The sequence below is a fragment of the Kitasatospora sp. NPDC023118 genome, assembly GCF_055560875.1.
In genome coordinates, this window is sequence record NZ_JBVHHW010000010.1 from 217540 (window position 1) to 244273 (window position 26734).

The window sequence follows — 26734 nt, forward strand, 5'->3', positions numbered from 1 at the left end:
CTCAGCTCCTCGGCGCGGCGGCTTCGGTGCGCGGCTCGGCGGCCATGTGCTCGCCGACCCGCTTGACCAGCAGGGCCATCTCGTAGGCGATCTGGCCGATGTCCGCCTCGGCCTCGCTCAGCACCGCCAGGCAACTGCCGTCGCCGGCGGCCGTGATGAACAGGAAGGCCTCGTCCAGCTCGACCATGGTCTGCCGGACCCCGCCGACCTTGAAGTGCCCGCCGGTGCCCTTGGCCAGGCTGTGGAACCCGGCCGCGACGGCGGCGAGGTGCTCGGCGTCCTCCCGGTCGAGGTCGCGGGAGGCGCCGGTGGCCAGGCCGTCGCTGGAGAGGATCACCGCGTGCCGCAGGGCCGCGACGCGCCCCACCAGGTCGTCCAGGAGCCAGTTGAGGTCGCCGGACGGCTGCGTCGAAGTGGTCATGAATCAGTTCCTTCCGCTGGAGCGGGTGGTGCAGGCGATGCGGGTGATACGGGTGATACGGGTGAGGCGGGTGATGCCGGTACTGCGGATGCTTCGGGCGCCTTGGGTACCGCGGGTGCCACTGGTGATACGGGCGAGGCGGGCGCCGGGTTCCGCCGCACCGGCTGCCGGGCCGGCACCCGGCGGGCGAGCGGCGCCCGGCCGGCGTCCTCGGGGGTGGGCGCGGGCAGCGCCGCCGGGGCGGGTGCCGGGCTGATCGCCCGTCGGGACAGGTCCGGCGGCTGCCAGGCGGGTACGGCCGTGGGCCGGGTGCCTGACGCGGTGGAACGATCCTGCACGCTGCGGTCCCGGACGGCGCGGTCCTGGGCGGTGCGGTCCCGGGCGGTGCGATCGGTCGGTCCGGTGGCGCCGCGCCCACGGGTGAAGCCGCGCTGGAACGACGCGAAGGTGGCCCGGGCCTCCTCGGGCGAGCGCTCCCGCGACTCCCGGAGCTCCCGGACGTCACCCGACGCGCCGGCCGACCCGGCCTCCCGAGCCGCGCGGTCCTCAGGCGCGGCCTCGGAGCGAAGCCGCTCCTTCGCCTGCTCCTTGAGCTGCGGCGCGAGGTTCGCCTGCCGGACCCTTCGCGGCAGACCGCCCGGCGTCCGCTGCGCGGCGGCCACCGGGGCAGCGGCCACCGGCACGGCGTCCACCGGCACGGCATCCGCCGAAACAGCATCCGCCGGCACGGCCGTCGGAGAGTCGGCAACCGTCGGCACATCCTCGGCCCCCGCCACGTCCCGCCGGTGCCGCCCCGTCCCCGGAGCGCCCTCGACGTCCGGCGCCGGCGCGGGCACCAGCACCGGCCCGACCTTGGTCCGCGCCGCCCGGCGCGGCAGCCCGTTGGCCGTACGCCCCGCCTCGGGCACCGACGGACGCGGCCCGCCGCTCACCCGGTGCCGCCCGCCCGCAGCGGCCGGAGGCTCAGCGGCGGCCGCCGAGGCGTCGCCCGGCACCGCGACCAGGTCGCGTTGCCCGCGCCGCCCCGCCGCCGTCCGTCCCGTCGCCGTCCGTCCCGTCGCCGCCCGCTTCGGCGCACGGACGGCTGCGGCTCCGGCGGCTCCCTGGGCGGGCGGCTCCGGCAGCCCGTCCGGTGCCTCCGCCAGCAGCTCGCGCGGGATCAGCACCACCGCTGTGGTCCCCCCGTAGGGCGAGGGCCGCAGGTGGACCCGGATGCCGTGCCGCCGGGCGAGCCGGCTGACCACGAACAGTCCCAGCCGGTCGGTGTCGGCGAGGTCGAACTCCTGCTCCACGGCGAGGCGTTCGTTGATCTCGGCGAGCAGCTGCTCGCTCAGTCCGAGTCCGCGGTCGTCGATCTCCAGCGCGAAGCCGTGCGCCACCACCTCGCCCTGGACGGTGACTTGGGTGGCCGGCGGGGAGAACACCGCTGCGTTCTCGACGAGTTCGGCGATCAGGTGGGTCACGTCGGCGACGGCGCTGCCGAGCAGGCCGGTACCGGGGAAGGGCCGGACGATCACCCGGGCGTAGTCCTCGACCTCGCCGACCGCCGCGCGCACCACGTCCACCATCCGGACCGGCTTGCGCCAGGCGCGCCCGGGCGAGCCGCCGGCCAGGATGATCAGGCCTTCGGCGTGCCGGCGCATGCGGGTGGTGAGGTGGTCGACCTTGAAGAGGTCCTCCAGCTCCGCCGGGTCCTCGGTGCGGCGTTCCATGGTGTCGAGCAGGGTGAGCTGCCGGTGCAGCAGTACCTGGCTGCGCCGGGCCAGGTTGACGAACACCGCCGAGACACCGCGCCGCAGTTCGGCCTGTTCCACGGCGGCTTCCACGGCGGCCCGCTGGACCGCGTTGATGGCCTGGCCGACCTGCCCGATCTCGGCCTGGCCGAAGTGCAGTTCGGGCGCCTCGACGCCCACGTCCACCGGTTCGCCGCGGCGCAGCCGCAGCATGACGGACGGCAGTCGGGTGGTCGCCAGTTCGTTGGCGGCGTTGCGCAGGCCGATCAGCTCGCGGGCGAGGCCCCGGCCGATCCGGAAGGAGATCAGGATGGTCAGGACGACGGCGACCAGGCCGATCGCACCGGCGATGCCGCCGCTCCAGAGCGCCGCGATCGCGGTGGACCGCCCGCGCTCGTCCAGGCCCGCGGCGATCCGGGAGTTGATCGAGGCGAGGTCGCCGAGCGAACGGTCGGCGGTCTCCCGCCAGTTGTCGCCGTTGAGCGCCCAGGCCACCCGGTCGGGGCCGCCGGCGCCGACGAAGTCCGCCTCGGCGCGGGCCAGCGCTCCCCAGGCCTCGCCTCCGCGCAGGGCGATGTAGTCGGACTGGTCGGCGGGTTCGAGTTCGGCGATGTAGACGGTGAACAGCGCCTGCTGGTTGTGCAGGGCGTCCAGCGCGACCTGGTACTGCTCGGCGGTGGGCTTGGCGGGGCCGGCGCGCAGGCCCTCCATGGCCGCGTCCTCCTGCGAGAGGTACTCGCGGGCACGCACCAGCTCGATCAGGATGGTTCCCTGGCGCGGGAGTTGGCCGCTCTGCCGGGCAACGTAGGCGGACCGGAAGCCGAACACCGGCCGGACCAGGTCGCTGTACTGCCCGAGCGCGAACTCCCAGTTGAGCGCGAGGCGGCCGATCTGGGCGCGCAGAGGGGCGATCTGGTCGGCGGCGGCGATGATCTGCACCAGGCGGGCCCGCTGGGCGGCGGAGAGTTCGCCGTGGGCGCCGTCCTTCTTCTGTCGCAGTACGGTGAGGCTGCGGTCGGTGGCGGCCGCGGCGTGCTCGAAGGCGTCCCGGGCGACCGGCGAGTTCGGGTCGGCCAGTCGCTGGACGGCGGCCCGGCGCTCGTTCTGCAGGTCGCTCGCGTACTGATCGATCGCGGCGCCGTAGTCCTTGTACGTACGGCTGATCGCCAGCTGGTTCCAGGCGTCCCCGGTGGTGGCGAGCGTCGCGTACACCCACAGGGCGGCGAGCGCGACGATGGGCACCAGGAGCAGCGCGATGATCTTCGCGCGGATCGAGCTGCTGCGCAGACGCATGGAGTCCTCGGTCGGGAAGTGCCAGGCGCGGACGGGGAGCGGGGAAGCGGTGTGGGGGATGCGGAGGGTTCGGCGGGCTCGGGCGGGTTCGGCGGGCGTGCGAAGTGGGGCTCGGACGGACTTTGCGGAGGTATGGGAAGGAAGCTGCGGAGGGCTCCCGGCCACGGGTCTGCGAGACTCTACTACGCCGTGACCACACGTTCGAGGGTCGAACCACTCCGCTTCCCCACCTTGCCCAGGACACGTCAGGAGCCGCCCGCGCTCGCGTCCGTCCCGCACCCGTCCCGTACCCGGATCCCGGACGGATCCGACCCGGATCGCACCCGGATCGCACCCGGATCGTCCACCGACACCCCGAATGCCCAGGTCACACCGTGCGCGCAGCAACTCCCCGAATCCTCCCCCTCACCTCCCCGACCACAACACCATCCGAGCAGACCCGTGCCGATCTCGTCGCGTCACCGCCACAACCCTGGGCAGTGACAGGACGATCCGATAGTTTCGCTCCACCCCCGCGACCGGGCGCCGCCACCCCGACGCCCGTCTGCCGGGACCGACAGACAGCGCCGCGAGACGCGAACTGGGGAGGACTGTGCGCGAGTTCACCACGCCCGCCCCGCCCGGGCGCGAGGCCACCGGAGGACTCACCGACTCCCTGTACGACACCGCCGAACGCACGCCCGAGCTGATCCAGCTGTCCTGGCGGACCAGCGACGGGCGGTGGCAGGACGTCACCGCGCGGGAGTTCCGGGACCAGGTGCTCGCTCTCGCGAAGGGCCTGCTGACCCGCGGCGTGCGCTACGGCGACCGGGTCGCCCTGATGTCCCGCACCCGCTACGAGTGGACGCTGTTCGACTACGCACTCTGGTCGATCGGCGCGATCACCGTCCCGGTCTACCCCACCGCCGCGCCCGAGCAGGTGCGCTGGATCCTCGCCGAGACCCAGGCGGTGGCCTGCCTGGTCGAGGACGAGGACGCCGCGATGACCGTCGGCGCGGTCTGCGACGCGCTGCCCGACCTGACCGGCATCTGGCAGCTCGACCGCGACTGCGTCGCCGCGATCACCGAGGACGGCCTGGACGTACCCGACGCGCTGGTGCACCGCCAGCGGCTCGGCGTCGCCGCCGCCAACATCGCCACCGTCGTCTACACCTCGGGCACCACCGGCCGGCCCAAGGGCTGCCTGATCACCCACGGCAACCTCGCCGCCGAGGCCGACGCGCTGCTCGACGGCTGGGGAGACGTCTTCCGCGACACCGGCGGCGGCCAGCCCGCGACCCTGCTGTTCCTGCCGCTCGCGCACGTCTACGGGCGGGCCGTGCAGATCGCGGCGGTCCGCGGCGGCTTCCGGATCGGCCACATCCCCGAGGTGTCCACCGACGCGCTGCTGCCCGCCCTGGAGACCTTCCGGCCGACCTTTCTGCACGCCGTGCCGTACGTCTTCGAGAAGATCTTCCAGCAGGCCAGGCGCGCCGCCGAGGAGGGCGGGCGGGGCGAACTCTTCGAGCAGGCCCGGCAGGTGGCCGTCGACTGGGCGGCCGCCCGGGAGCAGAAGGCCTTCGGCCGCGGCCCCGGCCCGGGCGCCGCGCTGCGGCTGCGCCACCTCGCCTACGAGCGGACCGTCTACCCCAAGCTGCGCGCCGTGCTCGGCGGCCGGGTGCGCAGCGTGATGTGCGGCGGGTCCTCGCTGCGGCGCGAGTTGGGCCTGTTCTTCACCGGCGCCGGGCTCCAACTGTACGAGGGCTACGGGCTGACCGAGACCACCGCCGCGATCACCGCGAACCCGGCCGGACGGCAGAAGCTCGGCACGGTCGGCCGGCCGGTGCCCGGCGCCTCGGTGGCGATCGCCGACGACGGCGAGGTGTGGGTGCGCGGCGGCTCGGTGTTCGGCGGCTACCTCAACCACCCGCAGTGCACGGCGGAATCGCTGGTGGACGGCTGGTTCGCCACCGGCGACCTGGGCCGGCTGGACGGGGACGGCTACCTCACCATCACCGGGCGCAAGAAGGACTTGATCGTCACCAGCAGCGGAAAGAACCTCGCCCCGACCGCGCTGGAGGAGCGGGTCGAGGCGCACCCGCTGGTCTCCCAGTGCCTGGTGGTGGGCGACGACCGCCCGTACGTGGCCGCGCTGATCACGCTCGACCCGGCCGCACTGGCGCACTGGTTGAAGACCCACGGGCGGGAGCAACTGGACCCGTGGACGGCGCTCGCGGACGAGCAGTTGCACGTCGAGATCCAGCGCGCGGTGGCGGCGGCGAACACGGCGGTCTCGCGGGCCGAGTCGATCCGCGCCTTCCGGCTGCTGCCACGGGAGTTCAGCCTGGAACAGGGGCTCCTCACGCCCTCGCTCAAGCTGCGGCGGGCGGCGATCGCGGAGCACTACGCGGAGGACATCGAGGAGTTGTACCTCGCCTGAACCGGGCTGGCCCGCATCGTCACTGACGCACCGTCTTGTCCGTTATGAGACAAGGGCGTTCTCGGTTGCGGTTCACCGGCCGTTCCCTTGACGGGCCGATTGGTCCAGTCCATTGTTGCTCTTCGGTCCGCGTGCGGCGCACCGGTACAGCCCGCTCCCGCCCCTCCGGGAGCGCCCCCGCTCCACGGCTCCGAGCTCTACGGTCACGAGCTCGACCGCCCCGAGTTCCACGATCCTGATTCCGCTCACGCCCTCCCCACGGGCGTGCCCCCACACGCTGGAGTCCTCACGTGTCGATGTCCACGCGCCTGTCCGCGCTGGCCGCCTCCGTCGCGCTGCTCGCCGGCTTCGCCCTACCGGCGGCCTCCGCCGACACCGGCGGTTCCGCCGGGCCGACCGTCAACCTGGCCACCAACCCCGGCTTCGAGCTGCCCTCCCCCGACCTCGCGGACTGGGGCAGCATCCCCGGCTGGAGCTGCACCGGCGGCCCGGCCGAGGCGGCCGTCACCACCACCGCCCCGCACTCCGGGAACTCCGCGCTCACCGTCACCCCGGCGGACGCCGACTCCACCGGCGAATGTGCGCAGACCGTTGCCGTCCAACCCGGCACCACGTATACCGCGTCGGCCTGGGTGCGCGGCAAGTTCGTCTACTTGGGTGCCACGGGCACCGGCCGGGACGTCGCCCCCGCCTGGACCGAGACCACCGACGGCGGCTGGCAGCAGCTGGCCACCCGCTTCACCACTGGTCCGAGCGCCCGCAGCATCCGGCTGTACGTGCACGGCTGGTACCAGCAGGGGCCGTTCTCGGTGGACGACCTGCGGGTCGACGGCCCGGCGCCCGCCTCGGCGGTGGCGCGGGGCTCGATCCCGACCAGCGACAAGGTCGTCTTCTTCACCGTGGACGACGGCTGGCAGCGCACCCCCGAGGCGGAGCGGTTCATCACCGACCACCACCTGCCGATCACCGCCTTCCCGCTGCCGATGCCGGCCGGCACCGACCCGGACTTCTTCAAGCGGGTCACCGCCGTACCCGGCTCCTCGATCCAGGACCACAGCGTCTCGCACTCCGACCTCAGCAAGCTGCCGCTGGAGCAGCAGCAGGTCGAGATCTGCGACGCCCGCGACGCGATGACCCGCCTGTTCAGCACCGCGCCCGTGGTGTTCCGTCCGCCGTCCTTCGCCTGGAACTCCGACACCCTGCAGGCCGCGGCCAATTGCGGCATCCGCACCGTGCTGACCGCCGACGCCGACTTCAGCTGGGGCGCCTCCGGCATCTGGCACCCGGGCCCGCTGCAGCCGGGTGACGTCCTGCTGATGCACTGGACCGACACCCTCGCCACCGACCTGACGCGCGCCCTCGCCGCCGCGGACGCCGCCGGGCTGAAGCCGGCGGGGTTGGTGGACTACCTGCGCTGACATAGCGTCGGGCCGCGGGCCGGCGAGCTGCCGGGTCCCGGGGTTCCCGGGCCGACAGATGACGGATGACAGCAGACAGATTTCAGATGATGAAATCTGTCTGCTGTCATCCGTCCGACGTCCGCCGCTCGCCGTCACCCGTTCGCCGCACCCGCTCGCGCCGAGGTCGACGAGGCGGTCCATGGTGGCGTCCGCTTCCCTCCGGGTGGCGATCTTGCTCGTTGACAGGACGTCCGCGCATGGCTCTAATGGAGGGCGTGCAGCGCGGCGTCGGCCACAGAGCAGTGGGCCGGCCGACAGCCGAGCCAGCACCTGATACCCCAAGGGGACGATGCGCGATGAGTACTTTCTCCGCTGCCCTGATCTGACGTAGGCGGTCACCGCGGTGTCCGCCCGTTCTCACGTGGTACCGCATGTGGCCGCGACTCCCCCGAATTCTCCGGAGACTCCACCACACACGTATGCCCAATTCCTCCAATCCCGCCAATTCCTTCAATCTGAGCGTCATCGACGAGTTCCGCGCCAACGGCGGCCGGGTCGGCGGCCCCTTCGAGGGCGGCGACCTGCTGTTGCTGACCACCACCGGGGCCCACACCGGGCGGCCGCACACCGTCCCGCTCGGGTACGTCCGGGCCGAGGGGCTGCTGCTGGTCGTCGCCTCGGCGGCCGGGGCGCCGGAGCACCCGCAGTGGTACCGCAATCTGCTGGCCCACCCGGTGGTCCGGGTCGAGCTCGGCACCAACGCCTTCGACGCGATCGCCGTACCCACCGAAGGCGCCCACCGGGAGCGGCTGTTCGCCGCAGTCGTCCGGTCGGCACCCGGGTACGGCGACTACCAGGCGCACACCGAGCGCGAGTTGCCGGTGGTCGTCCTGGAACGACCCGGGGCCCCGACCGATGCCCCCCGCGAGGTGCACAGCCTCGCCGACAAGCTGTTGGAAGCGCACACCTGGTTGCGCGCGCAGCTACGTCACGTCCGGGACGAGGCGCGGGCCCACTCCCCCGGCCGCCCGGCCGGGCTCGGCCTGCAACTGCGGCAGCACTGCCTGGCGTTCTGCCAGGGGCTGACGCACCACCACACCGGTGAGGACGCCGCGATCTTCCCGGCTCTCGCCCGCAGCCACCCGGAGCTCTCCGAGGTGCTGGAGCGGCTCGGCGAGCAGCACCGGGAGATCAAGCGGATCAAGGAGCAGCTGGTGGCGCTGCTGGACGGGATCACGGTCGCCGAGCCAGAGCTGCTCCGAGCCGAGCTGGACCGGATGTCGGCCGAGCTGGAGGCGCACCTCGACTACGAGGAGGCCGAGCTGCTGCCCGCCCTCGCCGGGATCCCCTTCCCGCCGGTCCGGTCCGCCCCGGCCGGCGGCTGACGCGGCGGTGCCGCCGTCCCCTCCCGAGCTGTGGGGAGGGGACGGTGGCACCGGTGTTGCGTCGCGCACCTGACGGAGCGCTGGAGCCGGGGCCTCAGGACTGGCTGAAGACCGGCAGGTAGCCGTTGGCCTGGCCGGCCGCGTTCGGGTGGTAGCTCTCGTCGATCGGCAGCGTGGTGCTGTGCAGCCAAGTGTCCAGCGACCCGCAGATCTCGTGCCCGGAGAAGATGTCGCGCACGTCACCGAAGGTGAAGCCGGCATTGGCGACCCGCTTGGCGATGACGCCGTCCAGCGTGTCGGCGGCCTCGTTGATGGCGGCGCGCTTGGTGTCACCGATGCCGAAGATGCAGGAGCCGTCGAGCTGGTACAGGTGCGGGTAGTCCATCACCACGACGTGGGCGTTCGGCGCCTTGGCGTGGATCGCGGAGTAGACCTGGTCCAGCTGGCCGGGCAGGGTGTTGACGGCGTAGTTCTCGCCCGTCCTGACGGCGTTCAGGCAGTCACTGTCGCTCCCCAGCACACAGGTCTGCATGATGCTGGAGAACCCCGCGTCGTTGCCGCCGATCGTGAGGCTGACCAGCGTGGTGCCGGAGTCCAGGGCGGAGATCTGGCTGTTGAGGACGTCGCCGGTTCTGGCGCCCGAACAGGCCACGAAGGAGAAGGAGGACGGGGAGTTCGCGTTGGTCCACAGGTAGGCGTAGGCGTTGGTGCTGCGCTTGCAGCTACCGCTGTCGCTCAGGTAGCTGCCGGCGCCGACACCGGCCGAGTAGGAGTCGCCGAGCGCCACGTAGTTGACACCGGCCGCGCTGGCGGAGGACGCCGTGAAGAGCGTCGTCAGCGTGAGGAGAGCGGCTACAGCGGCGACGGACAGGGCGCGAAAAGGGCGGAGCATTGCACCTCCTGGTGATGGCGTGGGTCATCGATCGGATGCCGGGCGGCAGCCGAGCACCGGACGACGGGACCGGTGTTCCGCTGGAGCGCCTGGCGGAACGTCACGGCCGTACGGCTCAGGAGCGGCTGAAGACCGGCAGGTAGCCGCCGGACTGGCCGGCCGAGTTCGGGTGGTAGCTCTCGTCGATCGGCAGCGTGGTGCTGTGCAGCCAGGTGCTCAGCGAGCCGCAGATCTCGTGGTCGGTGAAGATGCTCCGCACGTCGCCGAAGGTGAAGCCCGCGTTGGCGACCCGCTTGGCGATGACGCCGTCCAGCGTGTCGGCGGCGCCGTTGATGGCGGCGCGCTTGGTGTCACCGATGCCGAAGATGCAGGAGCCGCCCACCTTGTACAGGTGCGGGTAGCCCATCACCACGACGTGGGCGTTCGGCGCCTTGGCGTGGATGGCGGAGTAGACCTGGTCCAGCTGGCCGGGCAGGGTGTTGACGGCGTAGCCCTTGGCCGTGTTGACGGCGTTCAGGCAGTCGCTGTCGGAGCCCAGCACACAGGTCTTCATGGTGTCGGCGAAGCCCGCGTCGTTGCCGCCGATCGTGAGACTGACGAGCGTGGTGCCGGAGTTCACGGCGGAGATCTGGCTGTTGAGGACGTCGCCGGTTCTCGCCCCCGAACAGGCCACGAAGCTGAAGGATGACGGCTTGTGCGCGTTCTTCCACAGGTAGGCGTAGGCGTTGGTGCTGCGCTTGCAGCTACCGCTGTCGCTCAGGTAACTGCCGGCACCGACACCGGCCGAGTAGGAGTCCCCCAGGGCGACGTAGTTCACACCGGCCGCGCTGGCGGAAGTCGCCGCGAGGAGCGTCGTCATGGAGAGGAGAGCCGCTATCGCGGCCACGGACAGAGCACGAGCAGGGCGGAGCATCGCACCTCCTGATATGACGTGGGTCACAGGAAGGGATACCAGGCAGTAGCCAAACGCGGAAGCGCTCATGCCAAGGACATTGACGGTCCGTCTGATAGCGTGGGAGTGAACCGCCGCGAATGGAGCGTGAGTTCACGCTGGTGGGCGCGGGTATACGTCGATGCGCGTCGGTCATCGCGTGTGGATGAGAAATTCCGGGGAAGTCAGCGCGGCATCAGCCGCTGGTCAGCGTACGGCCACCGCCGCGCCAGTTCGGCGGCGAGGCCCCGTCACCCCTCCCCGCCCCGAGGTACGTCACAGCACCGGCACGCTGCCCGAGGGCGCGCCACGACCCCGTCGAACCCTGCCCACCCGAAGGCGCGCCACGGCCCCGTTGACCCACCCGTCCCAAGGGCGCGGCTCAGTTCCCCGCCAGCCGGTCGCCCCCCGCGTACACCGACCCCGGGAAGACTGCGCAGCCCTCGACCGGCAGCTCCTCGATCGTCTCGTTCGCGGCGGCGGGCACGCCGAGCCAGCGGACGGCCGTGGCGACCGCCGTCCGGGCCTGGCGCAGCCCGGGCGCGCCCCAGCCCAGCAGCTCGACCGCGAGCCCCGGCGCGACCAGCAGCCGCCGGTAGTGCCGGCCCGAGGCCGGGTCGGCCACGCTCGGGCCGACCGCTCGCAGCGCCGCCGCCATCCGGACCCGCGCGCACTCGTGCCCGCCGTTGGCCGAACCGACCCGGTCGTAGAGGTAGCCGAGGTAGTACGGGCGGCCGATCACGGCCTGGGCCTCCTCGCCCGCCTCCCGGGCCAGGGCCGCGGCCGGGTCCCCGTCGTCCTCCGGCTCCAGCGAGCCGCCGGGCAGCGAGCAGATCCCGTCCCGAGGGTTCACCAGGGTGAGCACCCGCCCGTCCGGGGCGAACAGCCAGCCCCAGGACTGCTTCACCGGCAACCCGTCCGGCACCTGCTCGCCCGGCCGCCACGGCCAGCCCGCCGTGGGACGCCGCCGCACCTTCCCGAGCAGCTCGGCGACTTCCGCCGTGAACTCGATCCGGCCCATGCCGTGCGTCCCCCTCTCGGTGTCGGGCTCGCCGGACCTGCGGTGCATGGTTCGGAGCGGAGCGGCCGGAGCGGCGGCGTGGGGTACCGCGCGCTCCTGCTGTTGATCTTCTCCGATCTTCCCCGAACAGGCGGTCGATGAACAGTCCCCAGCGCCGCATGGTGGATGCGGAGACCGCGAACGGCCCGATCACCCCAGCGGCCCGCCCCCTTCCCCGACCCTCGGGAAGCCGGCCCCCGGGAAGCCCGGCAGCGGGAACCCCGGCCGCGGGACCACCCCGGGCGGGAACGGCAGCCCGCGCGCCGCGTCGTCGGCCAGTTCGTCGAACACCTCGTGGGCGGTCATCGGCCGCAGCCGCCCGTCGGCCAGCGCCCATCCGCGCACCGTCGGCCCGGGCGGCCCGGGCGGCCGGTCGGCCGACGGCCCGCTCGAAGCCCCGTCCGGCGGCCCGCTCGACGGGTCGCCGTGCAGCAGCAGCGCCCCCTCCCCGCCCGAGGCCACGCCCGCCGCGAGCGTGACGCAGAACGCCTCCGTGTCCCGCCCGGAGGGGTGCAGGCGCCCCGCCGCCACGCAGACGTCCACCGCCGAGGTGAGCTCCTCGCCGTCCTCGGGGCCGTGGCAACGCAGCGTCAGGAGGTGGCAGCCCTCCCCCGCGCCCTCGGCCAGCGCCACATAGACCGAGGTCACGTACCGCATGACCGCCGCCATCCGTCGCTGCCCGGCCGGGTCGTCGCCGACCGCCTCCAGCAGCGCCGCACAGGCGACGGACATCCGCACCCGGGCCCGGTGGTCGTCCAGCAGCACCGGGAGCAGCTCGACCAACCGCTCCCCCGCGTAGACGAACGGCTCCCCGGCGAGCTCCGGATCGCCCGCGTACGCGACCCGGGCGGCGGGCGCCCGGGGATCGAGCCCGAGCGCCGCGCAGTAGTCCTCGAAGTCGCCCGCTTCGAGGACCCGCAGGTGCACCTCCAGCCCCTGCCCGTGCAGGCCCCTCAGCTGCTCCTCCGCCCGGCGCAGGTACTCCTGGTGCCCGAGGCCACCGAACAGCCCGTACTTCGCCAGCCCCGCGAAGTCGGCCGCCTCCGCGGCGAGCGCGACCGCCACCGGCTGCGGCGGCGCGCCCCGGGCCCGGCCGCCGCGCCGCCCGCGGGCCCCGGCTCCACCGGCCCGCCCGCCCGGCGGCCGTCCACCTCCCGGCGGCGGCGCCCCTCCGGGACCGCCGGCGGGCACCCCGCCGACCCCGGCCCCGGGCCTGCGCCCGCCGAGCACCAGCACCCGCCGGCCCCGCACCGGCCCGCCCCGCACCACCACGGTGCCCGACACCTCGTACGCCGAATCCCGCACAGTCATGGGTTTCCTCCTCCTCGCTCGCTCAGCAGCGGCCGGCACAGGGCAGCTCAGGGCAGCACCGGCCGGCACCGGCCACTCCGACGCTCGGAGTCGCCGACGCCACGGAACATACACAGAGCCACTGACACCCCACCCCAAGTAGTCGAACAAGGTCAGGCGACCCCGGCTCCACCGCCATTCATCGATCAGTCCTGGCGATTTCCGTCCATATTTCGGACGCTATCGATCGAATACGCCCGCCAACGACCCCGAACGACTCGATCCTGGCGCTCCTCCGATGGACAGGTCGCAGCAGCGACCACGGGTGGGAGGGGCTGGACGGACCCGGACGCGCCACGCGTCGGGGATGGCGAACGACGCCGCCCGGCACGCGAGCGTCATCCGGTGCGCCGGGGTCGCAAACGTGGTGACGGGCGACGACCCCCGGGCCCCTGGGACGCCCGTGACAACTGATCCAGGCGGGCTTGTCAGTGCCGGGCGCTATGGTCGGGGACCATGCGACTCCTGCATACCTCCGACTGGCATCTCGGGCGTTCGTTCCACCGGGAGAGCCTGCACGACGCCCAGCGCGCCTTCCTGGACCACCTGGTGGCGGTGGTCCGATCCGAGGGCGTGGACGCCGTGCTGGTCGCCGGGGATGTGTACGACCGGGCGCTGCCCGGCCTGGAGGCGGTCGCGCTGTTCGACGACGTGCTGCACCGGCTGGCGGACCTCGGGGTGCCGACGGTCTTCATCAGCGGGAACCACGACTCGGCCCGCCGCCTCGGGGTCGGCGCCAAGCTGATCGGGCAGGCCGGGATCCACCTGCGGACCGACCCGGGCGAGTGCGCCGAGCCGGTGCTGCTGGCGGACGAACACGGGCCGGTCGCGGTGTACGGGCTGCCATACCTGGAGCCCACGCTGGTGCGCGAGCGGTTCGGGCTGGCCAAGGGCGGGCACGCGGCGGTGCTCGGCGCGGCGATGGACCAGGTCCGGGCCGATCTGGCGGCTCGCCCCGAGGGGACCAGGGCCGTGGTACTGGCGCACGCCTTCGTCACCGGCGGCGCGCCGAGCGACAGCGAGCGGGACATCGCGGTCGGCGGGGTCGCCTCCGTCCCCGCCGCGGTGTTCGACGGGGTGCACTACGCCGCGCTCGGCCACCTGCACGGCTGCCAGACCCTCGCCCCGCACCTGCGCTACAGCGGCTCCCCGCTCGCCTACTCCTTCTCCGAGGTGCGCCAGCGCAAGACCATGTGGCTGGTCGACCTCGCGGCCGACGGCTCGGTGGCGGCCGAGCGGGTCGACTGCCCGCAGCCACGCCCGCTCGCCACCCTGCGCGACACGCTGGACGCGCTGCTCACCGACGAGAAGTACGCCGAGCACGAGCAGTCCTGGGTGCAGGCCACGCTCACCGACGCGGCCCGCCCCAGCGAGCCGATGGAGAAGCTGCGCCGCCGCTTCCCGCACACCCTCCAGCTGCTGTTCGACCCCGAGGAGAGCGAGGCCGGGCCGTCCGAGTCGTACGCGGCCAGGGTCAGCGGCCGGGACGACCTGGAGATCGCCGAGGGCTTCCTGCGGCACGTCCGCCCCGGCGCCGAGCCGGAGCCGGACGAGCTCGGCTGGCTGCGCGAGGGCTTCGAGCGTGTCCGGGAGACCACCGAGCAGAAGGCGGACCTGCCCCGATGAGGCTGCACAAGCTCACCGTCACCGCCTTCGGCCCGTTCGCGGGCAGCGAGACGGTGGACTTCGACGCGCTCGCCGCCGGCGGGCTGTTCCTGCTGCGCGGCGCGACGGGTGCGGGCAAGAGCAGCGTGCTGGACGCGGTCTGCTTCGCCCTCTACGGCGAGACGCCGAACGCCCGCCGAGCGAACCGGCTGCGCAGCGACCACGCCGACCCGAAGCGGCTGACCCAGGTGCAGCTGGAGCTGACGCTCGGCGGCCGGCGGCTGCAGATCACCCGGCTGCCCGAGCAGCGCCGACCGAAGAAGGTCGGCACCGGCACCACGGTCGAGCGGCCGCAGACCCTGCTGCGCGAGTGGACGGCCGACGCGGGCGACGGCTCGCCCGGCTGGCGGCCGCTCAGCAAGTCGCACCAGGAGGCCGGGGAGGAGATCCACCGGCTGATCGGTATGAGCCGGGAGCAGTTCTGCCAGGTGGTGCTGCTGCCGCAGGGCGACTTCGCCCGCTTCCTCAAGGGCGACTCGGAGGAGCGCGGCAAGCTGCTGCGGCGGCTGTTCGACACCGAGCGGTACGGGCTGGTCGAGACCTGGCTGGCCGACCAGCGGCGCGCCCAGGAGGCCGCCGTCCAGGCCGGTCGGCGCCGGCTGCGCGACCTCGCCAGCAAGGCCGAGCAGGCGGCCGGGCCCGACGCCGAGCCCGCCGACGGCTGGGTTCCGACCGAGGACGGCGACGCCGACCTGACCGCCGGGGTGCTCGGCTGGGCGGCGGTCCTGCGCAGCGGCGCCGCCGAACAGCTCGCCGTCGCCGAGGCCGCGCTCGCGGGCGCGCAGGCGGCGCAGCGCGAGGCCCAGCGGGACCGGGAGTCCGCCGAGGAGCTGGCCGGGCGGCAGCGCCGGCACCGGGAGGCGGTGGCCGAGGCCGAGCGGCTGGCCGAGTTCGAGCCGGCCGCGGCGCGGGACCGGCAGCGGCTGGCGGCCGCGCAGGAGGCCGTCGGGGTGGAGTCCGCGCTGCGGCTGCGGGAGAGCGCGGCCGAGGCGCTCGGGCGCGCACGGGAGGCGGAGCAGCGGCGCCGGGAGGCGCTGGCCCGCTCCGGCCCCGAGGGCCGCAGGCTCGCCCGAGCCGGGAGCGGGACCGAACCCGGAACCGGAACTGGAACCGGGGCCGGGAGCGGGACCGAGGCCGGAACCGAGGCCGGAACCGACACCGGCGCCGCCGAGCTGGCCGAGGCCGAGCTGCGGCTGCGCGCCGAGGTGGTCCGGCTGGAGGCGGCCCGGGCCGAGGAACGGCGCTGCGCCGAACTCGCCCGCGAGCAACTCTCCTTGACGCAGGAACGGAGCGCCGCCGAGGGGCTGGCCGAGGAGGCCGAGGACTGGCTGGCCGAATTCGACGGTGAGCTGGGCCGGTTGGAGGAGCAGCAGTCCCGGGCCCAGGCGGCGAGCGCCAGGGTCGAGCAACTGGACGGACAGCGCACCGAGTTGGCCGCCCGGCTGAGCGCGGCTCGGGAGCGCGACGACCTGCGGGCCGAGATCGCGGGCGCCGAGCCGCGGGTCGCCGAGCTGCGCACCGCCGCGCTGGACGCCCGGGAACACAGCCTGGACCTGCGGGACCGGCGGCTGGCGGGCATGGCCGCCGAGCTGGCCGAGCAGCTGCGGTTGGGCGAGGCCTGCCGGGTCTGCGGCTCGCCCGAGCACCCGGCGCCCGCCGAGGCCGCCGCGGGCAGCCGGGTAAGCGCCGAGGACGAGGAGCGGGCCCGGCAGACCCAGGCCGCCGCCGAGCAGGCTTGGACGGCGGCCGACCAGGCCCTGACCGCGCTGCGGGTGCGTGAGGCCACCGCCGCCGGGGCGGCCGGGCCGGACGGTACGGACGCGCTCGCGCAGTCCCTGGCCAGGCTGGAGCGCGAGCACCGCGAGGCGCTGCACGAGGCGGAGGCGCTCGGCCGGGTCGAGCGAGAGATCGGCCGGCTGGCGCAGGACCGCACCCGCCGACTGGACGAGCTGCACGAGGCCAAGGAGCGCGCCGCCGTCCTCACCGACCGGCTGCAGGCGCTGGACGCCGAGCAACGGGATCTCACCGCCAAAGTGGCGGCCGCCCGGGGAGAGGCGGCCTCGGTCGCCGACCGGACCGCTGCGCTGACCCGGCTCACCGAGGAGGTGGCCGCCGCCGCTTCCGCCGCCCGGGCCTGCGCGGAGGCGCGGGCCCGGCTGGGCGAGGCCGAGGAGGAGCTCGGCAAGGCCGCCGTCGCGGCGGGCTTCCCGGACGCCGCGGCGGCGCTCGCGGTACTGCTGCCGCGCGAGCAGCGCGAGCGGCTGGCGGCCCGGCTGGAGCGGCACCGCGCGGAGTCGGCGGCCGTGCGGCACGAGCTGGCGCTGCCCGAACTGGCCGAGGCCGCGGCCCGTCCACCGGTCGACCTGCCCACCGCCGCGGCCGCGCTCGGCACGGCCACCGACCGGCTCGGCCAGGCGCACGCCGCCCGGTCGGCGGCCCGGGAGCGCTGCGCGGCGCTGGCCGCGATCGGTCGGCAACTGACCGAACTGGCCCGGGACCTGGCCCCGGCGCTGGAGCGGTACGGGCGGATCAACCGCCTCGCCGCGCTGGCCGCCGGCACCTCCACCGAGAACCGGCTGCGGATGCGCCTGGAGTCGTACGTCCTGGCGGCCCGGCTGGAGCAGGTCGCGGCGGCGGCCAGCGACCGGCTGGTCCGGATGTCCGGCGGCCGCTACACCCTGGTGCACAGCGACGACCGCGGCACCGGCAACAAGCGCTCCGGCCTGGCCCTACGGGTGGTCGACGCCTGGACGGGCACCGAGCGGGACACCGCGACCCTCTCCGGTGGCGAGAGCTTCTTCGCCTCGCTCTCGCTCGCCCTCGGCCTGGCCGACGTGGTCACCGACGAGGCGGGCGGCATGCCGCTGGACACGCTGTTCATCGACGAGGGCTTCGGCACCCTGGACGAGCAGTCCCTGGAGGAGGTGATGGACGTCCTCGACGGCCTGCGCGAGCGGGACCGCGCGGTCGGCATCGTCAGCCACGTCGCCGACCTGCGCAGCCGCATCCCCGCCCAGCTCATGGTCCGCAAGGGCCGCCACGGCTCCACCCTCGCTCTGGCCACCCGGGAGGACGCCTGAGGCCCGTCTGACGATTCCCGCCGGGCGCTCATTGTCAGACATGGCCCAGCAGCGGCCTTTCAGCCCGAACACGCCACCCGCTGCGCCTGCTGCCAGGCACACACCGGGCACAGGGTGCTGCCCGGCCGGTCGGCCGGCAGTTCGGTCGGCTCCCCGCACAGCACACAGTCCGCCCGCGGGCCGGTCGCCTCCGGGTCGTGCCGCAGCGCGGCCTCCGCCGAGCCGTCCGACGCCGGCTCGCACACCGGCGCGCCCTCGGTCACCACCGCATCCGTCGCGCTGTCGCTCATGCCGCCTTCCTACTCCCCGCCCCCGCCCTGCGGCAAGATGCCCCCGCAGACGACCCCGGCCCGGGCCTCCTCGGTCATCTCCCCGACCCGTCGAGCATCGGCCCCGGTCGCGCGTCCGGGCCGTGTGCGTCCAGGCCCCGTGTGCGAACGGGCCGTATGCGTCCAGGCCATGTGCGTCCAGCGCGGCGAGCGCCCGCAGAGCGGATGACGACTGACAACCAACGGATGACAGATAACAGATTTCGAAAGCTGTCATCTGTCATCTGTCATCTGTCATCCGCTATCCGTCATTCGCCCCGCCGACGACCCGCCCCCGGCTCCCGACTACCGTGGCCGCCATGGTCGCCGATCTTCAGCAACGCCTGCAGGCCGCCCGGGCCGCCATGCCCACGTACCCCGAGGTGGGAGCCACCCGGGGAGGGCCGCTGCCGGACGGGTACGCGCAGCTGCGGCGGCGGGTCCACCTGGGCCACGGGCCGGAGGTGCTGGAGCGGGCCGGGCGGTATGTGCTCGGCTGGGGCAGCCAGTTGGGGACGGGCTTCGCCGTGTGGCCGGGCGAGCCGGCCCGGGAAGGGGCCACCGTGCTGCTGCGGCTGAGCCTGCCGGGCAGCCGGTGGCCGCGGCTGGCGATCCCCTGCCGGGTGGTGTGGACGGTGGCGGAGCCCGATCGGATCGGGTTCGCGTACGGGACGCTGCCCGGGCATCCGGAGTGCGGCGAGGAGTCGTTCCTGGTGTCGATGGACGCCGACGGCGAGGTGTGGTTCGAGGTCGCCGCGTTCTCCCGACTGTCCGCCTGGTACGCCCGGCTGGGCCGTCCGGTCGCGCTGCTCTGCCAGTACCTGGCGATCGAGCACTACCTCGCCGCCGTGGCCGAGCACGTCGCCCGGGCCCGCTAGCCGAGGAAGGACAGCCGGACGGTGCGGCGCGGGTTGTCCCCGTTGGTGTCGATCAGCACCACGGACTGCCAGACGCCGAGCGCCAGTTGCCCGCCGATCACCGGCAGGGTGGCGTGCGGGGCGACCAGGCCGGGGACCACGTGGTCGCGACCGTGGCCGGGGCTGCCGTGCCGGTGGCGCCAGCGGTCGTCGGCCGGGAGCAGGTCGCGCAAGGTGGCGAGGAAGTCCTCGTCGCTGCCGGAGCCGGTCTCCAGGACGGCGATCCCGGCGGTGGCGTGCGGAACGAAGACGTTGAGCAGGCCGTCACGCCCGGCGGCCCGGTCGTTGAGGAACACGGCGCAGCGGTCCGTGATGTCGAGCGCGACCTCACGGTTGCCGGTGGTGATCTCCAGCGTGACGGTCTGGAAGGAGCCGGTTGACCCGGTGGACGTGGAGTGGTTGTTGTCGGCCATGGCGCCATCCTGGCCCAGGTCAGCGGGCCGGACCTACTGCCTCGCCGTCTGCCCTTGCCAAGGAGGCAAACTCGAATAGGGTGAGAGGTTCAGACCAAAGCAGCGGGTGGATCCGCCGGCAGCGGAGCAACCCGTCAACGGACCTGCCCGTCGACGGAGCCGCCCGTCAACAGGCTTCCGGATACGACGAAGACCCGACGGGCCGGTTGGTCCGCCGGGTCGAGTCGGGGCCGGGCCGACCACGACCGGAGGCCGCTAGCCGCGCCCGCCGAAGAGGCTCCGCCGCAGCCGACGCAGCGGCGCCAGCAGCGAGACCCGGGTGTGGCGACGACGGGCCGCCGCCGGGGCGTCTGCGCCGCGCGGCGTCAGCTCCCTTATCAGCCCGAGCGCTTCGGCGGTGTCCACCGCCGAGAGTGCGGGCGCGCCGAGCACGGCCAGGTGTCGGTCGATCCTGCGGCCGGTCGCGCCGACACCGCACTGGATCGCCGGCACACGGGGCCGAGTCCGCACTTGCATGTGTTCCATCAGTTTTCCCACCCCTACGAGGCGCCAGGGCCGTGAGGCGAAGACTATCCGTGACAGACGGCCTTCGCGCAACCGTCCTTGGTGTTGTGCCACCGTACCGTGCGGCGTCAACTGACGATGCACCAGGGGCCTTGTGTGCGGTCACGACTGGGCATCAATGATGGTGCACGACCCGCCGTCCGTCAGGAGGGCCAGGAGGCACTGGCCCGGCGCCCGTTCGCGCGGTATGCGCCGGGCGCACGGGGGCGTCCGGCGGGTGCCACGGTGTTGTGGACGAATCGCCCCGGCTGTCGATGAGTCGCCCGCATGATGAGTCGCCCGCATATAGGGGACAGCCGTCAGGTCGATAAAACGATCACCGGTGGCGCGATTGGCGTCAGCGATCAGATTCATGAAGTGAACACACACGAGGGATTGACTCGCGTCGATCCTCCAAGCAATATCTGATGCACACGACAGTGCCCGCACCGCACTCAAGCGTGTGTTCGAGTGATGAAATGACTCGATCAAACTCCGGTTCCCGCGAGCCACTGCCCGGTCACCTCGACGCTGCGGTGGCCAGGCTCGCAGGGTGCCCGGACCGGCGGCCGGCCGTAGAGGGTCGGCCGGGCCGCCACCAGACTGCCGGTGCCGCCCCGCTCGGGGCCCGGCACCGGCGGTTCCGGGCCCGGCCCCCGCCTCCCACCGCCGACCGGACGTCCCCGCAGGTCGCGCCCGGTGGATCGGTAGACTCGGCCAGCGTGTCCCTCCTCCTCAGCATCGTGCTCCCGGTCCACGGCGTGGAGCGGTACCTCCCGCGCTGCCTCGACTCGATCCTCGGCGAAACCCACGCCGCGGAGACCCGCTTCGAGGTGATCGCGGTCGACGACCTCTCCCCCGACGGCTCCGGCGCGATCCTGGACGCCTACGCGGCCCGCGACCCCCGGCTACGGGTCCTGCACCTCACCGAGAACCAGGGCCTCGGCGGCGCCCGGACCGCCGCCCTGCCGCTGGTGCGCGGCGAGTACGTCTGGTTCGTGGACAGCGACGACTGGGTGCCCGAGCGGACCGTCGGCGTGATCCTGGACGAGCTGGAGCAGGAGCTCCGCCGGGAGACCCCCGCCGACGTGCTGCTCACCGACTTCACCCACGTCTACCCGGACGGCGAGACCGAGCCCAACCCCTGGCGGCACGTCCTGGTCGGCTCCCCGCTGGTCGAGGGCTGCACCCTGGCCGAGCACCCGGCGCTGTTCCAGACCGTGATGTCGGTGTGGAACAAGGTCTTCCGCCGTGCCTTCCTGGAGGGCCTGGACGTCGCCTTCGGCCGCGGCTACTACGAGGACATCTCGGTCACCTACCCCGCGCTGCTGGCCGCCGAGCGGCTGCGCTACCTCGACCGCCCCTGCTACTTCTACCGGCGCGGCCGGGACGGTGCGATCACCGCCACCGCCTCCCCCAAGCACGCCGACGTGTTCGCCCAGTACGACGCGATCTTCACCTTCCTGGACCGCCCGGACCGTCCCGGCCGGCCCGTCCCGGAGTCGCTGCGCACCCTGGTCTTCGACCGGACGCTGCGCCAGGCGCTGAACGTCTACGACACCCCGGGGCTCGTCCCCACCGACCGGCGCAAGGACTTCTTCCACCGGATCTCCGACCACTTCGAGCGCCACCGCCCGGCCGGCTACCGCTTCCCCGGCGGGGTGCGCGGCGTGCAGTACCGGCTGGCCGCCCGCGGCGCCCGGATCGCGTACGCGGAGCTGCGCCGCACCGGCCGGCTGCCGCGCGGACTCAAGCGCGGGGCGCGGGCGGTGGCGCCCGCGGTGAAGAAGGGCGTGCGCAGCGGCGCCCGGTTCACCGCGTACAACGCGTTCCGCCGCCTCCCGCTGGACGAGCACCTGGCGGTCTACGCCGCGTACTGGCACCGGGGTTACGCCTGCAGCCCGGCGGCGATCTACGAGAAGGCGAAGGAACTCGCCCCGCAGATCCGGGGCGTGTGGGTGGTGGAGAGCCGCACGCAGGCCGCCACCATGCCGCCCGGGGTGCCGTACGTGATCGTCAACACCCCCGCCTACCTCAGGGCGATGGCGACCGCCAAGTACTTCGTCAACAACGTCAACTTCCCGCGGACGATGGTGAAGCGGCCGGGGACGGTGCACGTCCAGACCCAGCACGGAACCCCGCTCAAGGCGATGGGCATGGACCTGCGCGACCGCCCGGAGGCGGCCGAGGGGATGGACTTCGACCGGCTCCAGGAGGCCGTCGACCGCTGGGACTTCCTGGTCTCCTCGAACCCGCACACCAGCGAGCACTTCGCCCGGGCCTTCCCCGGCCGGTACGAGATGCTGGACACCGGCTACCCGCGCAACGACCGGCTGGCCAACACCACCCCGGAGGAGGTCCGGGCGATGCGCGAGCGGTTCGGGCTGCGGCCCGGCACCACGGCCGTGCTGTACGCACCGACCCACCGCGGCGGCAAGGGCGGCTACGTGCCGCTGGTGGACGTGGCGGACCTGGCCCGGCGCCTGGGCCCGCGGTTCACGCTGCTGGTGCGCACCCACTACTTCCACATCGGCGGCCCGGGCGACCTGACGGCCGGTGAGGACGCGGCGGAGATCGTGGACGTCTCGGCGCACCCGACGGTGGAGGACCTCTACCTGGCGGCGGACGCGCTGGTGACGGACTACTCGTCGATGATGTTCGACTACGCGGTGCTGGACCGGCCGGTGGTCGTCTTCGCGCCGGACTGGGAGGAGTACCGGCGCGAGCGCGGCGTGTACTTCGACCTGTTCGAGGAGCCGCCGGGCGCGGTCACGGTGGACGCGGAAGGGCTGGCGAGGGCGCTGCGGGCGGGCGATCCGGAGCCGGCGGCGCGGGCGCGGTTCCGGGCCAAGTTCTGCGTCTGGGACGACGGCGGGGCGGCGGAGCGGGTGGTGCGCCGGGTGTTCCCGGTCAAGGGCTGACCCAGGGGGAGCCGGCCCGCCTGGGGCTGATCCCCAAGGAGTCGGCCGGGGAAGGGCCGCCGGAGCTCCGGGCGGGGCCGGTGCCGCCGGTACGACGACCGGCCCCGTCGGTGCGACTTCAGCGCTGGCGGGCGGCCAGGAACTCCTCGAAGTCCAGGTAGCCCTGGTGCCGGGTGTCCATCGCGTGGATCAGCGCCTCCGCCATCGAGAGCGTGACGCCGTGGTCGCCCATCTCGTTGGCGGCCAGCGCGTACTCGGCCGGGGTGATCTTGCCATCGCCGTTCTGGTCGATACGGTCGAACATCTCCTTGATGGCCTCGATGCTCTCCATCGTTCCCTCCTGGGTACTGCGGGGTTGTGCTCGGTTCGGACGGCCGTACACTACCCGGCCGTGGTGGGCGCCACGGTGGCCGGGAGTGGACGGGCGCGGGGGTGGGTGTCGTAGTCTGCGGGTCTGATTGCTGGCCCGGGCTCCTCCCGGGCGGTCGTTCGTCCAGGGAGGGAACATGCTCGATCTCGTCACCAGGCTGGTGCTGAAACCCGTGTCACGGGGGATCTGGCGCCCGGTCATCGAGGGTGTCGAGAACGTGCCGCGCAAGGGCGGGGTGATCCTGGCCAGCAACCACCTGTCCTTCATCGACAGCGTGGTGATCCCGCTCACGGCCCCGCGCCGGGTCCACTTCCTCGCCAAGGCCGAGTACTTCACCGGTACCGGGCTCAAGGGCCGCCTCTCCAAGGGCTTCTTCGAGTCGATCGGCGCGGTGCCGGTAGAGCGCGGCACCTACCGCTCCGCTCAGGCCTCGCTGGAGTCGGCGCTGGAGATCCTGGAGTCGGGCAAGGCCTTCGGCATCTACCCCGAGGGGACCCGGTCGCTGGACGGCCGGCTCTACCGGGGCAAGACGGGCGTCGCCTGGCTCGCGCTGACCGCGGGCGTGCCGGTCGTGCCGGTGGCCCTGGAGGGACCGGAGCAGATCCTGCCGGTGGGCAAGCGGGTCCCGCGGATCAAGAAGGTGACGGTCCGCTTCGGCGAGCCGCTGCACTTCGACGAGCTGCACGGGCAGGCCCGCTCGCTGAAGGCCCGTCGGCAGGTGACCGACGAGGTGATGGCGGCGATCCAGCGGCTGTCCGGCCAGGAGGTCGTGGAGAGCTACAACGAGGTGCCGAAGGCGGCCTGACCGCCGCCAACTCGCCTCACGCGTGCCCGAGGGCGGCGTCCGACAGGGCCGCCGCCTCCGGCGCCTCCCGGCGCAGCAGCGCCGCGTACCGGCCGTCCAGCTCCACCAGCTCCTCGTGGCTGCCGAGTTCGACCACCTCGCCGTGGTCGAGCACGGCGATCTGGTCGGCGGAACGGACGGTGGAGAGCCGGTGCGCGATGGTGATGGTGGTGCGGCCGGCGGCCAGGGTGTCGACGGCCTGCTGGACGGCACGTTCGGTGCGGTTGTCGAGCGCGCTGGTGGCCTCGTCCAGGATCAGCACCGGCGGGTTGCGCAGGATGGTGCGGGCGAGCGCGAGGCGCTGCTTCTCGCCGCCGGAGAAGCGGTAGCCGCGTTCACCGACCAGGGTGTCGTAGCCGTCCGGGAGGGCGGCGATGGTCTCGTGGATCTGCGCGGCCCGGGCGGCCTCGACCAGTTCGGCGTCGCTGGCACCGGGCTTGGCGAAGCGCAGGTTCTCGGCGACCGAGGCGTGGAAGAGGTAGGTCTCCTGGGAGACCACGCCGACCGCGCGGGCCAGGGTGTCGAAGGACAGCTCGCGCACGTCCACGCCGTCCAGGGTGACCCGGCCGCCGGTGACGTCGTACAGCCGCGGCACGAGATAGCTGAGGGTGGTCTTGCCCGAGCCGGTCTCGCCGACCACGGCCAGTGAGCTTCCGGCCGGGACCTTGAGCTCGACGCCGTCCAGGGTCGGGCGCTCCTGCCCGGGGTCGTAGCGGAAGTCGACGGCCTCGAAGCGGACCTCGCCGCGGATGTCGGTCAGGGTGACCGGGTGCGCCGGCTCGTCGATCTCCACCGGCAGGTCGAGGTATTCGAAGATGCGCTGGAAGAGCGCGAGCGAGGTCTGCACGTCCACGCTGGTGGAGAGCAGGCTGACGGTCGGGCGGAACAGGCCCTGCTGGAGGGTGACGAAGGCGACCAGGGTGCCGACCGAGACGATCGGCGCACCGGCGGCGGAGGTCAGTCCGGCCGCCCAGTAGATCAGCGCGGGCATCGCGGCCATCACGATCTGGATGGTGTTCATCCGCCAGCGCCCGGCCATGCTGGCCCGCACCTCCAGGTCGGCGAGCTGGTCGGACTGCCCGGTGAACTCCCGGGCGAGCGAGTCGGAACGGCCCATGGTGCGGCCGAGCAGGATGCCGCTGACCGACAGCGACTCCTGGACCGCCGAGCTCATCGCGGCCAGCTGCTTCTGCCGCTCGGTGGTGATCTTCTTGCGCTCCTGGCCGACCCGCCGGCTGATCCAGACGAACAGCGGGAGCAGGAGCAGCGAGACGACGGTCAGCCGCCAGTCCAGGGCGACCATGGCAACGATCGAGGCGATCACCGCGGTGAGGTTGGAGACCAGGCTGGTCGCGGTGGAGGTCACCGTGGACTGCATGCCGCCGATGTCGTTGGCGATCCGGGACTGCACCTCGCCGGTGCGGGTGCGGGTGAAGAAGGCGAGCGACTGCCGCTGCAGGTGGCCGTAGACGGAGGTGCGCAGGTCGTGCATGACGCGTTGGCCGACGGTGGTGGAGATCAGGGTCTGCAGCACGTTGAAGATGCTGTTCACGACGGCCGTGAGGATCATCCCGAGCGCGAGCAGGCTGAGCAGCCCGGTGCGGCCCTGCGGGATGGCGGTGTCCAGGACGGCCTTGAGCAGGAACGGCGAGACGACGGAGACCACGGCGGAGGCGGCCACCAGCAGCCCGACGGCGGCGAGGCGGCCGCGGTACGGGCGGAACAGCGCGAGGATCCGCCGCCACTCGGCGGGCGGGCGGGACTCGCCCTCGGCGCGCTCGGGCGGGGTCCAGTCGATGGTGGCGGGTCTCAAGGACGGGCCTCCCTGGGTCGGACGCGCGACGGGCGCGGCGGCGGGCATGACTGCGGGCATGGCGGGCGGTGGATGCCAGCATAGCGAGAGTAGCTCATAGTTAGGCAAGCTAATAGTGAGGCTGGCTCTATTCCCGGCCCGTCGACCCGCCGCCGCACCCCGCCCGACCGCCGCGCGCCTCAGTTCGTCCGGTAGATGCGCGCCGCCTTCGAGGACAGGCCGCCGAGCTTGCCGGAGGGCAGCATCCTGGCGATGGCCACCGCCACCTTGTAGCGCTTGCCCGGCACGGACAACGACTTGCCGCGCGCCAGGTCGCGCATCGCCTCCTCCACCACCCGCTCGGCCGAGAGCCAGGACCAGGACGGGATGTTGCCGGTGCCCATGCCGGCCCGCTCGTGGAACTCGGTCCGGGTGAAGCCCGGGCACAGCGCCATCATCCGCACGCCCGTACCGCCGAGGTCGCGCAGCACGCCCTGGGTGAAGCTCACCACCCACGCCTTGCTCGCCCCGTACGTGCCGCGCGGCAGGAAGGCCGCCACCGAGGCGACGTTGACGATCGCGCCCCGGCCGCGCTCGCGCATCCCCGGCAGGGCCGCCGTGGTCAGCCGCAGGATCGCCTCGATGTGCACCTTCACCATGTCCAGTTCGGCCTGGAGCGGGACGGTCCCGAAGGCGCCCTTGTTGCCGAATCCGGCGTTGTTGATCAGCAGGTCGACCGGACGCGCGGCATCGCCGAGCCGGGCCTCGACGGCGGCGATGCCCTCGTCGGTCGCGAGGTCGGCGCGCAGCACCTCCGCCTCAATGCCGTACTCGGCGTGCAGGTCGGCGCTCGCGCGCTCCAGTCGCTCGGCGTCCCGGGCCACCAGGACGAGCCGGTAGCCGCTGCGGGCGAGCCGGCGGGCGAAGGCGGCTCCGATGCCGGCTGTCGCGCCGGTGATCAAGGCTGTTGTCATACCCCGACCGTACCGACTCGCCG

Annotated in this window: 20 protein-coding genes; 8 read left to right on the forward strand and 12 right to left on the reverse strand. The window is 73.3% G+C overall.

Features of this window, described 5'->3' with window-relative positions; translation table 11 throughout:
• Position 1: 1 nt before the first annotated feature.
• Entirely contained in the window at positions 2-421 is a 420-nt protein-coding gene (locus tag ACZ3UD_RS15755) for a roadblock/LC7 domain-containing protein (RefSeq protein WP_393024371.1), read from the reverse strand.
• Positions 418-3447 (reverse strand): sensor histidine kinase, encoded by a 3030-nt coding sequence (locus ACZ3UD_RS15760; protein ID WP_465586819.1) that lies wholly within the window; start codon positions 3445-3447, stop codon positions 418-420. Before ACZ3UD_RS15760 ends, ACZ3UD_RS15755 begins: the two co-directional genes overlap by 4 nt.
• Positions 3448-4039: 592 nt before the next feature.
• On the opposite strand from ACZ3UD_RS15760, the gene ACZ3UD_RS15765 reads away from it, so the two are divergent.
• The 3 genes from ACZ3UD_RS15765 to ACZ3UD_RS15775 all read left to right on the forward strand — a co-directional run bounded on the left by ACZ3UD_RS15765 (position 4040) and on the right by ACZ3UD_RS15775 (position 8651).
• The gene (locus tag ACZ3UD_RS15765) at positions 4040-5866 is read left to right on the forward strand and encodes an AMP-dependent synthetase/ligase (RefSeq protein WP_465586821.1); all 1827 of its coding nucleotides are present in this window, start codon (positions 4040-4042) and stop codon (positions 5864-5866) included.
• Between the two features lie 296 nt (positions 5867-6162).
• The gene (locus ACZ3UD_RS15770; RefSeq protein WP_465586999.1) at positions 6163-7284 is read left to right on the forward strand and encodes a polysaccharide deacetylase family protein; all 1122 of its coding nucleotides are present in this window, start codon (positions 6163-6165) and stop codon (positions 7282-7284) included.
• A gap of 461 nt (positions 7285-7745) precedes the next feature.
• Positions 7746-8651 (forward strand): nitroreductase/quinone reductase family protein, encoded by a 906-nt coding sequence (locus ACZ3UD_RS15775; RefSeq protein WP_465586824.1) that lies wholly within the window; start codon positions 7746-7748, stop codon positions 8649-8651.
• 94 nt (positions 8652-8745) lie between these two features.
• Here the strand turns inward: ACZ3UD_RS15775 and ACZ3UD_RS15780 are convergent, their stop codons facing one another.
• The 4 genes from ACZ3UD_RS15780 to ACZ3UD_RS15795 all read right to left on the reverse strand — a co-directional run bounded on the left by ACZ3UD_RS15780 (position 8746) and on the right by ACZ3UD_RS15795 (position 12845).
• Positions 8746-9543, reverse strand: a complete 798-nt coding sequence (locus ACZ3UD_RS15780; RefSeq protein WP_465586826.1) for an SGNH/GDSL hydrolase family protein — start codon at positions 9541-9543, stop codon at positions 8746-8748.
• A gap of 115 nt (positions 9544-9658) precedes the next feature.
• Complete coding sequence (locus ACZ3UD_RS15785) at positions 9659-10456, reverse strand: SGNH/GDSL hydrolase family protein (protein WP_465586829.1); 798 nt, start codon at positions 10454-10456, stop codon at positions 9659-9661.
• A gap of 400 nt (positions 10457-10856) precedes the next feature.
• Complete coding sequence (locus ACZ3UD_RS15790) at positions 10857-11543, reverse strand: hypothetical protein (RefSeq protein WP_465586832.1); 687 nt, start codon at positions 11541-11543, stop codon at positions 10857-10859.
• 141 nt (positions 11544-11684) lie between these two features.
• Positions 11685-12845 (reverse strand): hypothetical protein, encoded by a 1161-nt coding sequence (locus ACZ3UD_RS15795; protein ID WP_465586835.1) that lies wholly within the window; start codon positions 12843-12845, stop codon positions 11685-11687.
• A gap of 495 nt (positions 12846-13340) precedes the next feature.
• Between ACZ3UD_RS15795 and ACZ3UD_RS15800 the strand changes: the two genes are divergently transcribed.
• Positions 13341-14510 (forward strand): exonuclease SbcCD subunit D, encoded by a 1170-nt coding sequence (locus ACZ3UD_RS15800; RefSeq protein ID WP_465586838.1) that lies wholly within the window; start codon positions 13341-13343, stop codon positions 14508-14510.
• On the forward strand, positions 14507-17629 hold the full coding sequence (locus tag ACZ3UD_RS15805) for an AAA family ATPase (protein WP_465586840.1): 3123 nt from the start codon (positions 14507-14509) through the stop codon (positions 17627-17629). Before ACZ3UD_RS15800 ends, ACZ3UD_RS15805 begins: the two co-directional genes overlap by 4 nt.
• 59 nt (positions 17630-17688) lie before the next feature.
• Here ACZ3UD_RS15805 and ACZ3UD_RS15810 read toward each other — a convergent pair whose 3' ends face one another.
• Entirely contained in the window at positions 17689-17919 is a 231-nt protein-coding gene (locus ACZ3UD_RS15810) for a hypothetical protein (protein WP_465586843.1), read from the reverse strand.
• A gap of 338 nt (positions 17920-18257) precedes the next feature.
• On the opposite strand from ACZ3UD_RS15810, the gene ACZ3UD_RS15815 reads away from it, so the two are divergent.
• Positions 18258-18815, forward strand: a complete 558-nt coding sequence (locus ACZ3UD_RS15815) for a DUF1990 family protein (RefSeq protein ID WP_465586846.1) — start codon at positions 18258-18260, stop codon at positions 18813-18815.
• On the opposite strand, the gene ACZ3UD_RS15820 is transcribed toward ACZ3UD_RS15815, so the two are convergent.
• Positions 18812-19267 carry a YjbQ family protein gene (locus tag ACZ3UD_RS15820; protein WP_465586853.1) on the reverse strand — a complete coding sequence of 152 codons (456 nt, stop codon included), beginning with the start codon at positions 19265-19267 and terminating at the stop codon, positions 18812-18814. The genes ACZ3UD_RS15815 and ACZ3UD_RS15820 overlap by 4 nt on opposite strands.
• Before the next feature lie 255 nt (positions 19268-19522).
• Positions 19523-19792: a hypothetical protein gene (locus tag ACZ3UD_RS15825; protein WP_380609447.1), complete on the reverse strand. Its 270-nt coding sequence runs from the start codon at positions 19790-19792 to the stop codon at positions 19523-19525.
• A gap of 740 nt (positions 19793-20532) precedes the next feature.
• Between ACZ3UD_RS15825 and ACZ3UD_RS15830 the strand changes: the two genes are divergently transcribed.
• Entirely contained in the window at positions 20533-22731 is a 2199-nt protein-coding gene (locus ACZ3UD_RS15830; RefSeq protein ID WP_465586855.1) for a bifunctional glycosyltransferase/CDP-glycerol:glycerophosphate glycerophosphotransferase, read from the forward strand.
• Positions 22732-22849: 118 nt separating this feature from the next.
• Here the strand turns inward: ACZ3UD_RS15830 and ACZ3UD_RS15835 are convergent, their stop codons facing one another.
• A complete protein-coding gene (locus ACZ3UD_RS15835; protein ID WP_387624548.1) occupies positions 22850-23062 on the reverse strand; it encodes an EF-hand domain-containing protein in 213 nt (70 codons plus the stop codon).
• Positions 23063-23237: 175 nt separating this feature from the next.
• Here ACZ3UD_RS15835 and ACZ3UD_RS15840 point away from each other — a divergent pair, with 175 nt between their 5' ends.
• On the forward strand, positions 23238-23906 hold the full coding sequence (locus tag ACZ3UD_RS15840; protein WP_465586858.1) for a lysophospholipid acyltransferase family protein: 669 nt from the start codon (positions 23238-23240) through the stop codon (positions 23904-23906).
• Between the two features lie 16 nt (positions 23907-23922).
• On the opposite strand, the gene ACZ3UD_RS15845 is transcribed toward ACZ3UD_RS15840, so the two are convergent.
• Both ACZ3UD_RS15845 and ACZ3UD_RS15850 read right to left on the reverse strand, forming a co-directional pair.
• Entirely contained in the window at positions 23923-25758 is a 1836-nt protein-coding gene (locus tag ACZ3UD_RS15845) for an ABC transporter ATP-binding protein (protein WP_465586861.1), read from the reverse strand.
• A 179-nt stretch (positions 25759-25937) separates the two neighbouring features.
• Positions 25938-26711, reverse strand: coding sequence for an SDR family NAD(P)-dependent oxidoreductase (locus tag ACZ3UD_RS15850; protein WP_465586864.1), 774 nt, complete (start codon positions 26709-26711; stop codon positions 25938-25940).
• Between the last annotated feature and the right edge of the window lie 23 nt (positions 26712-26734).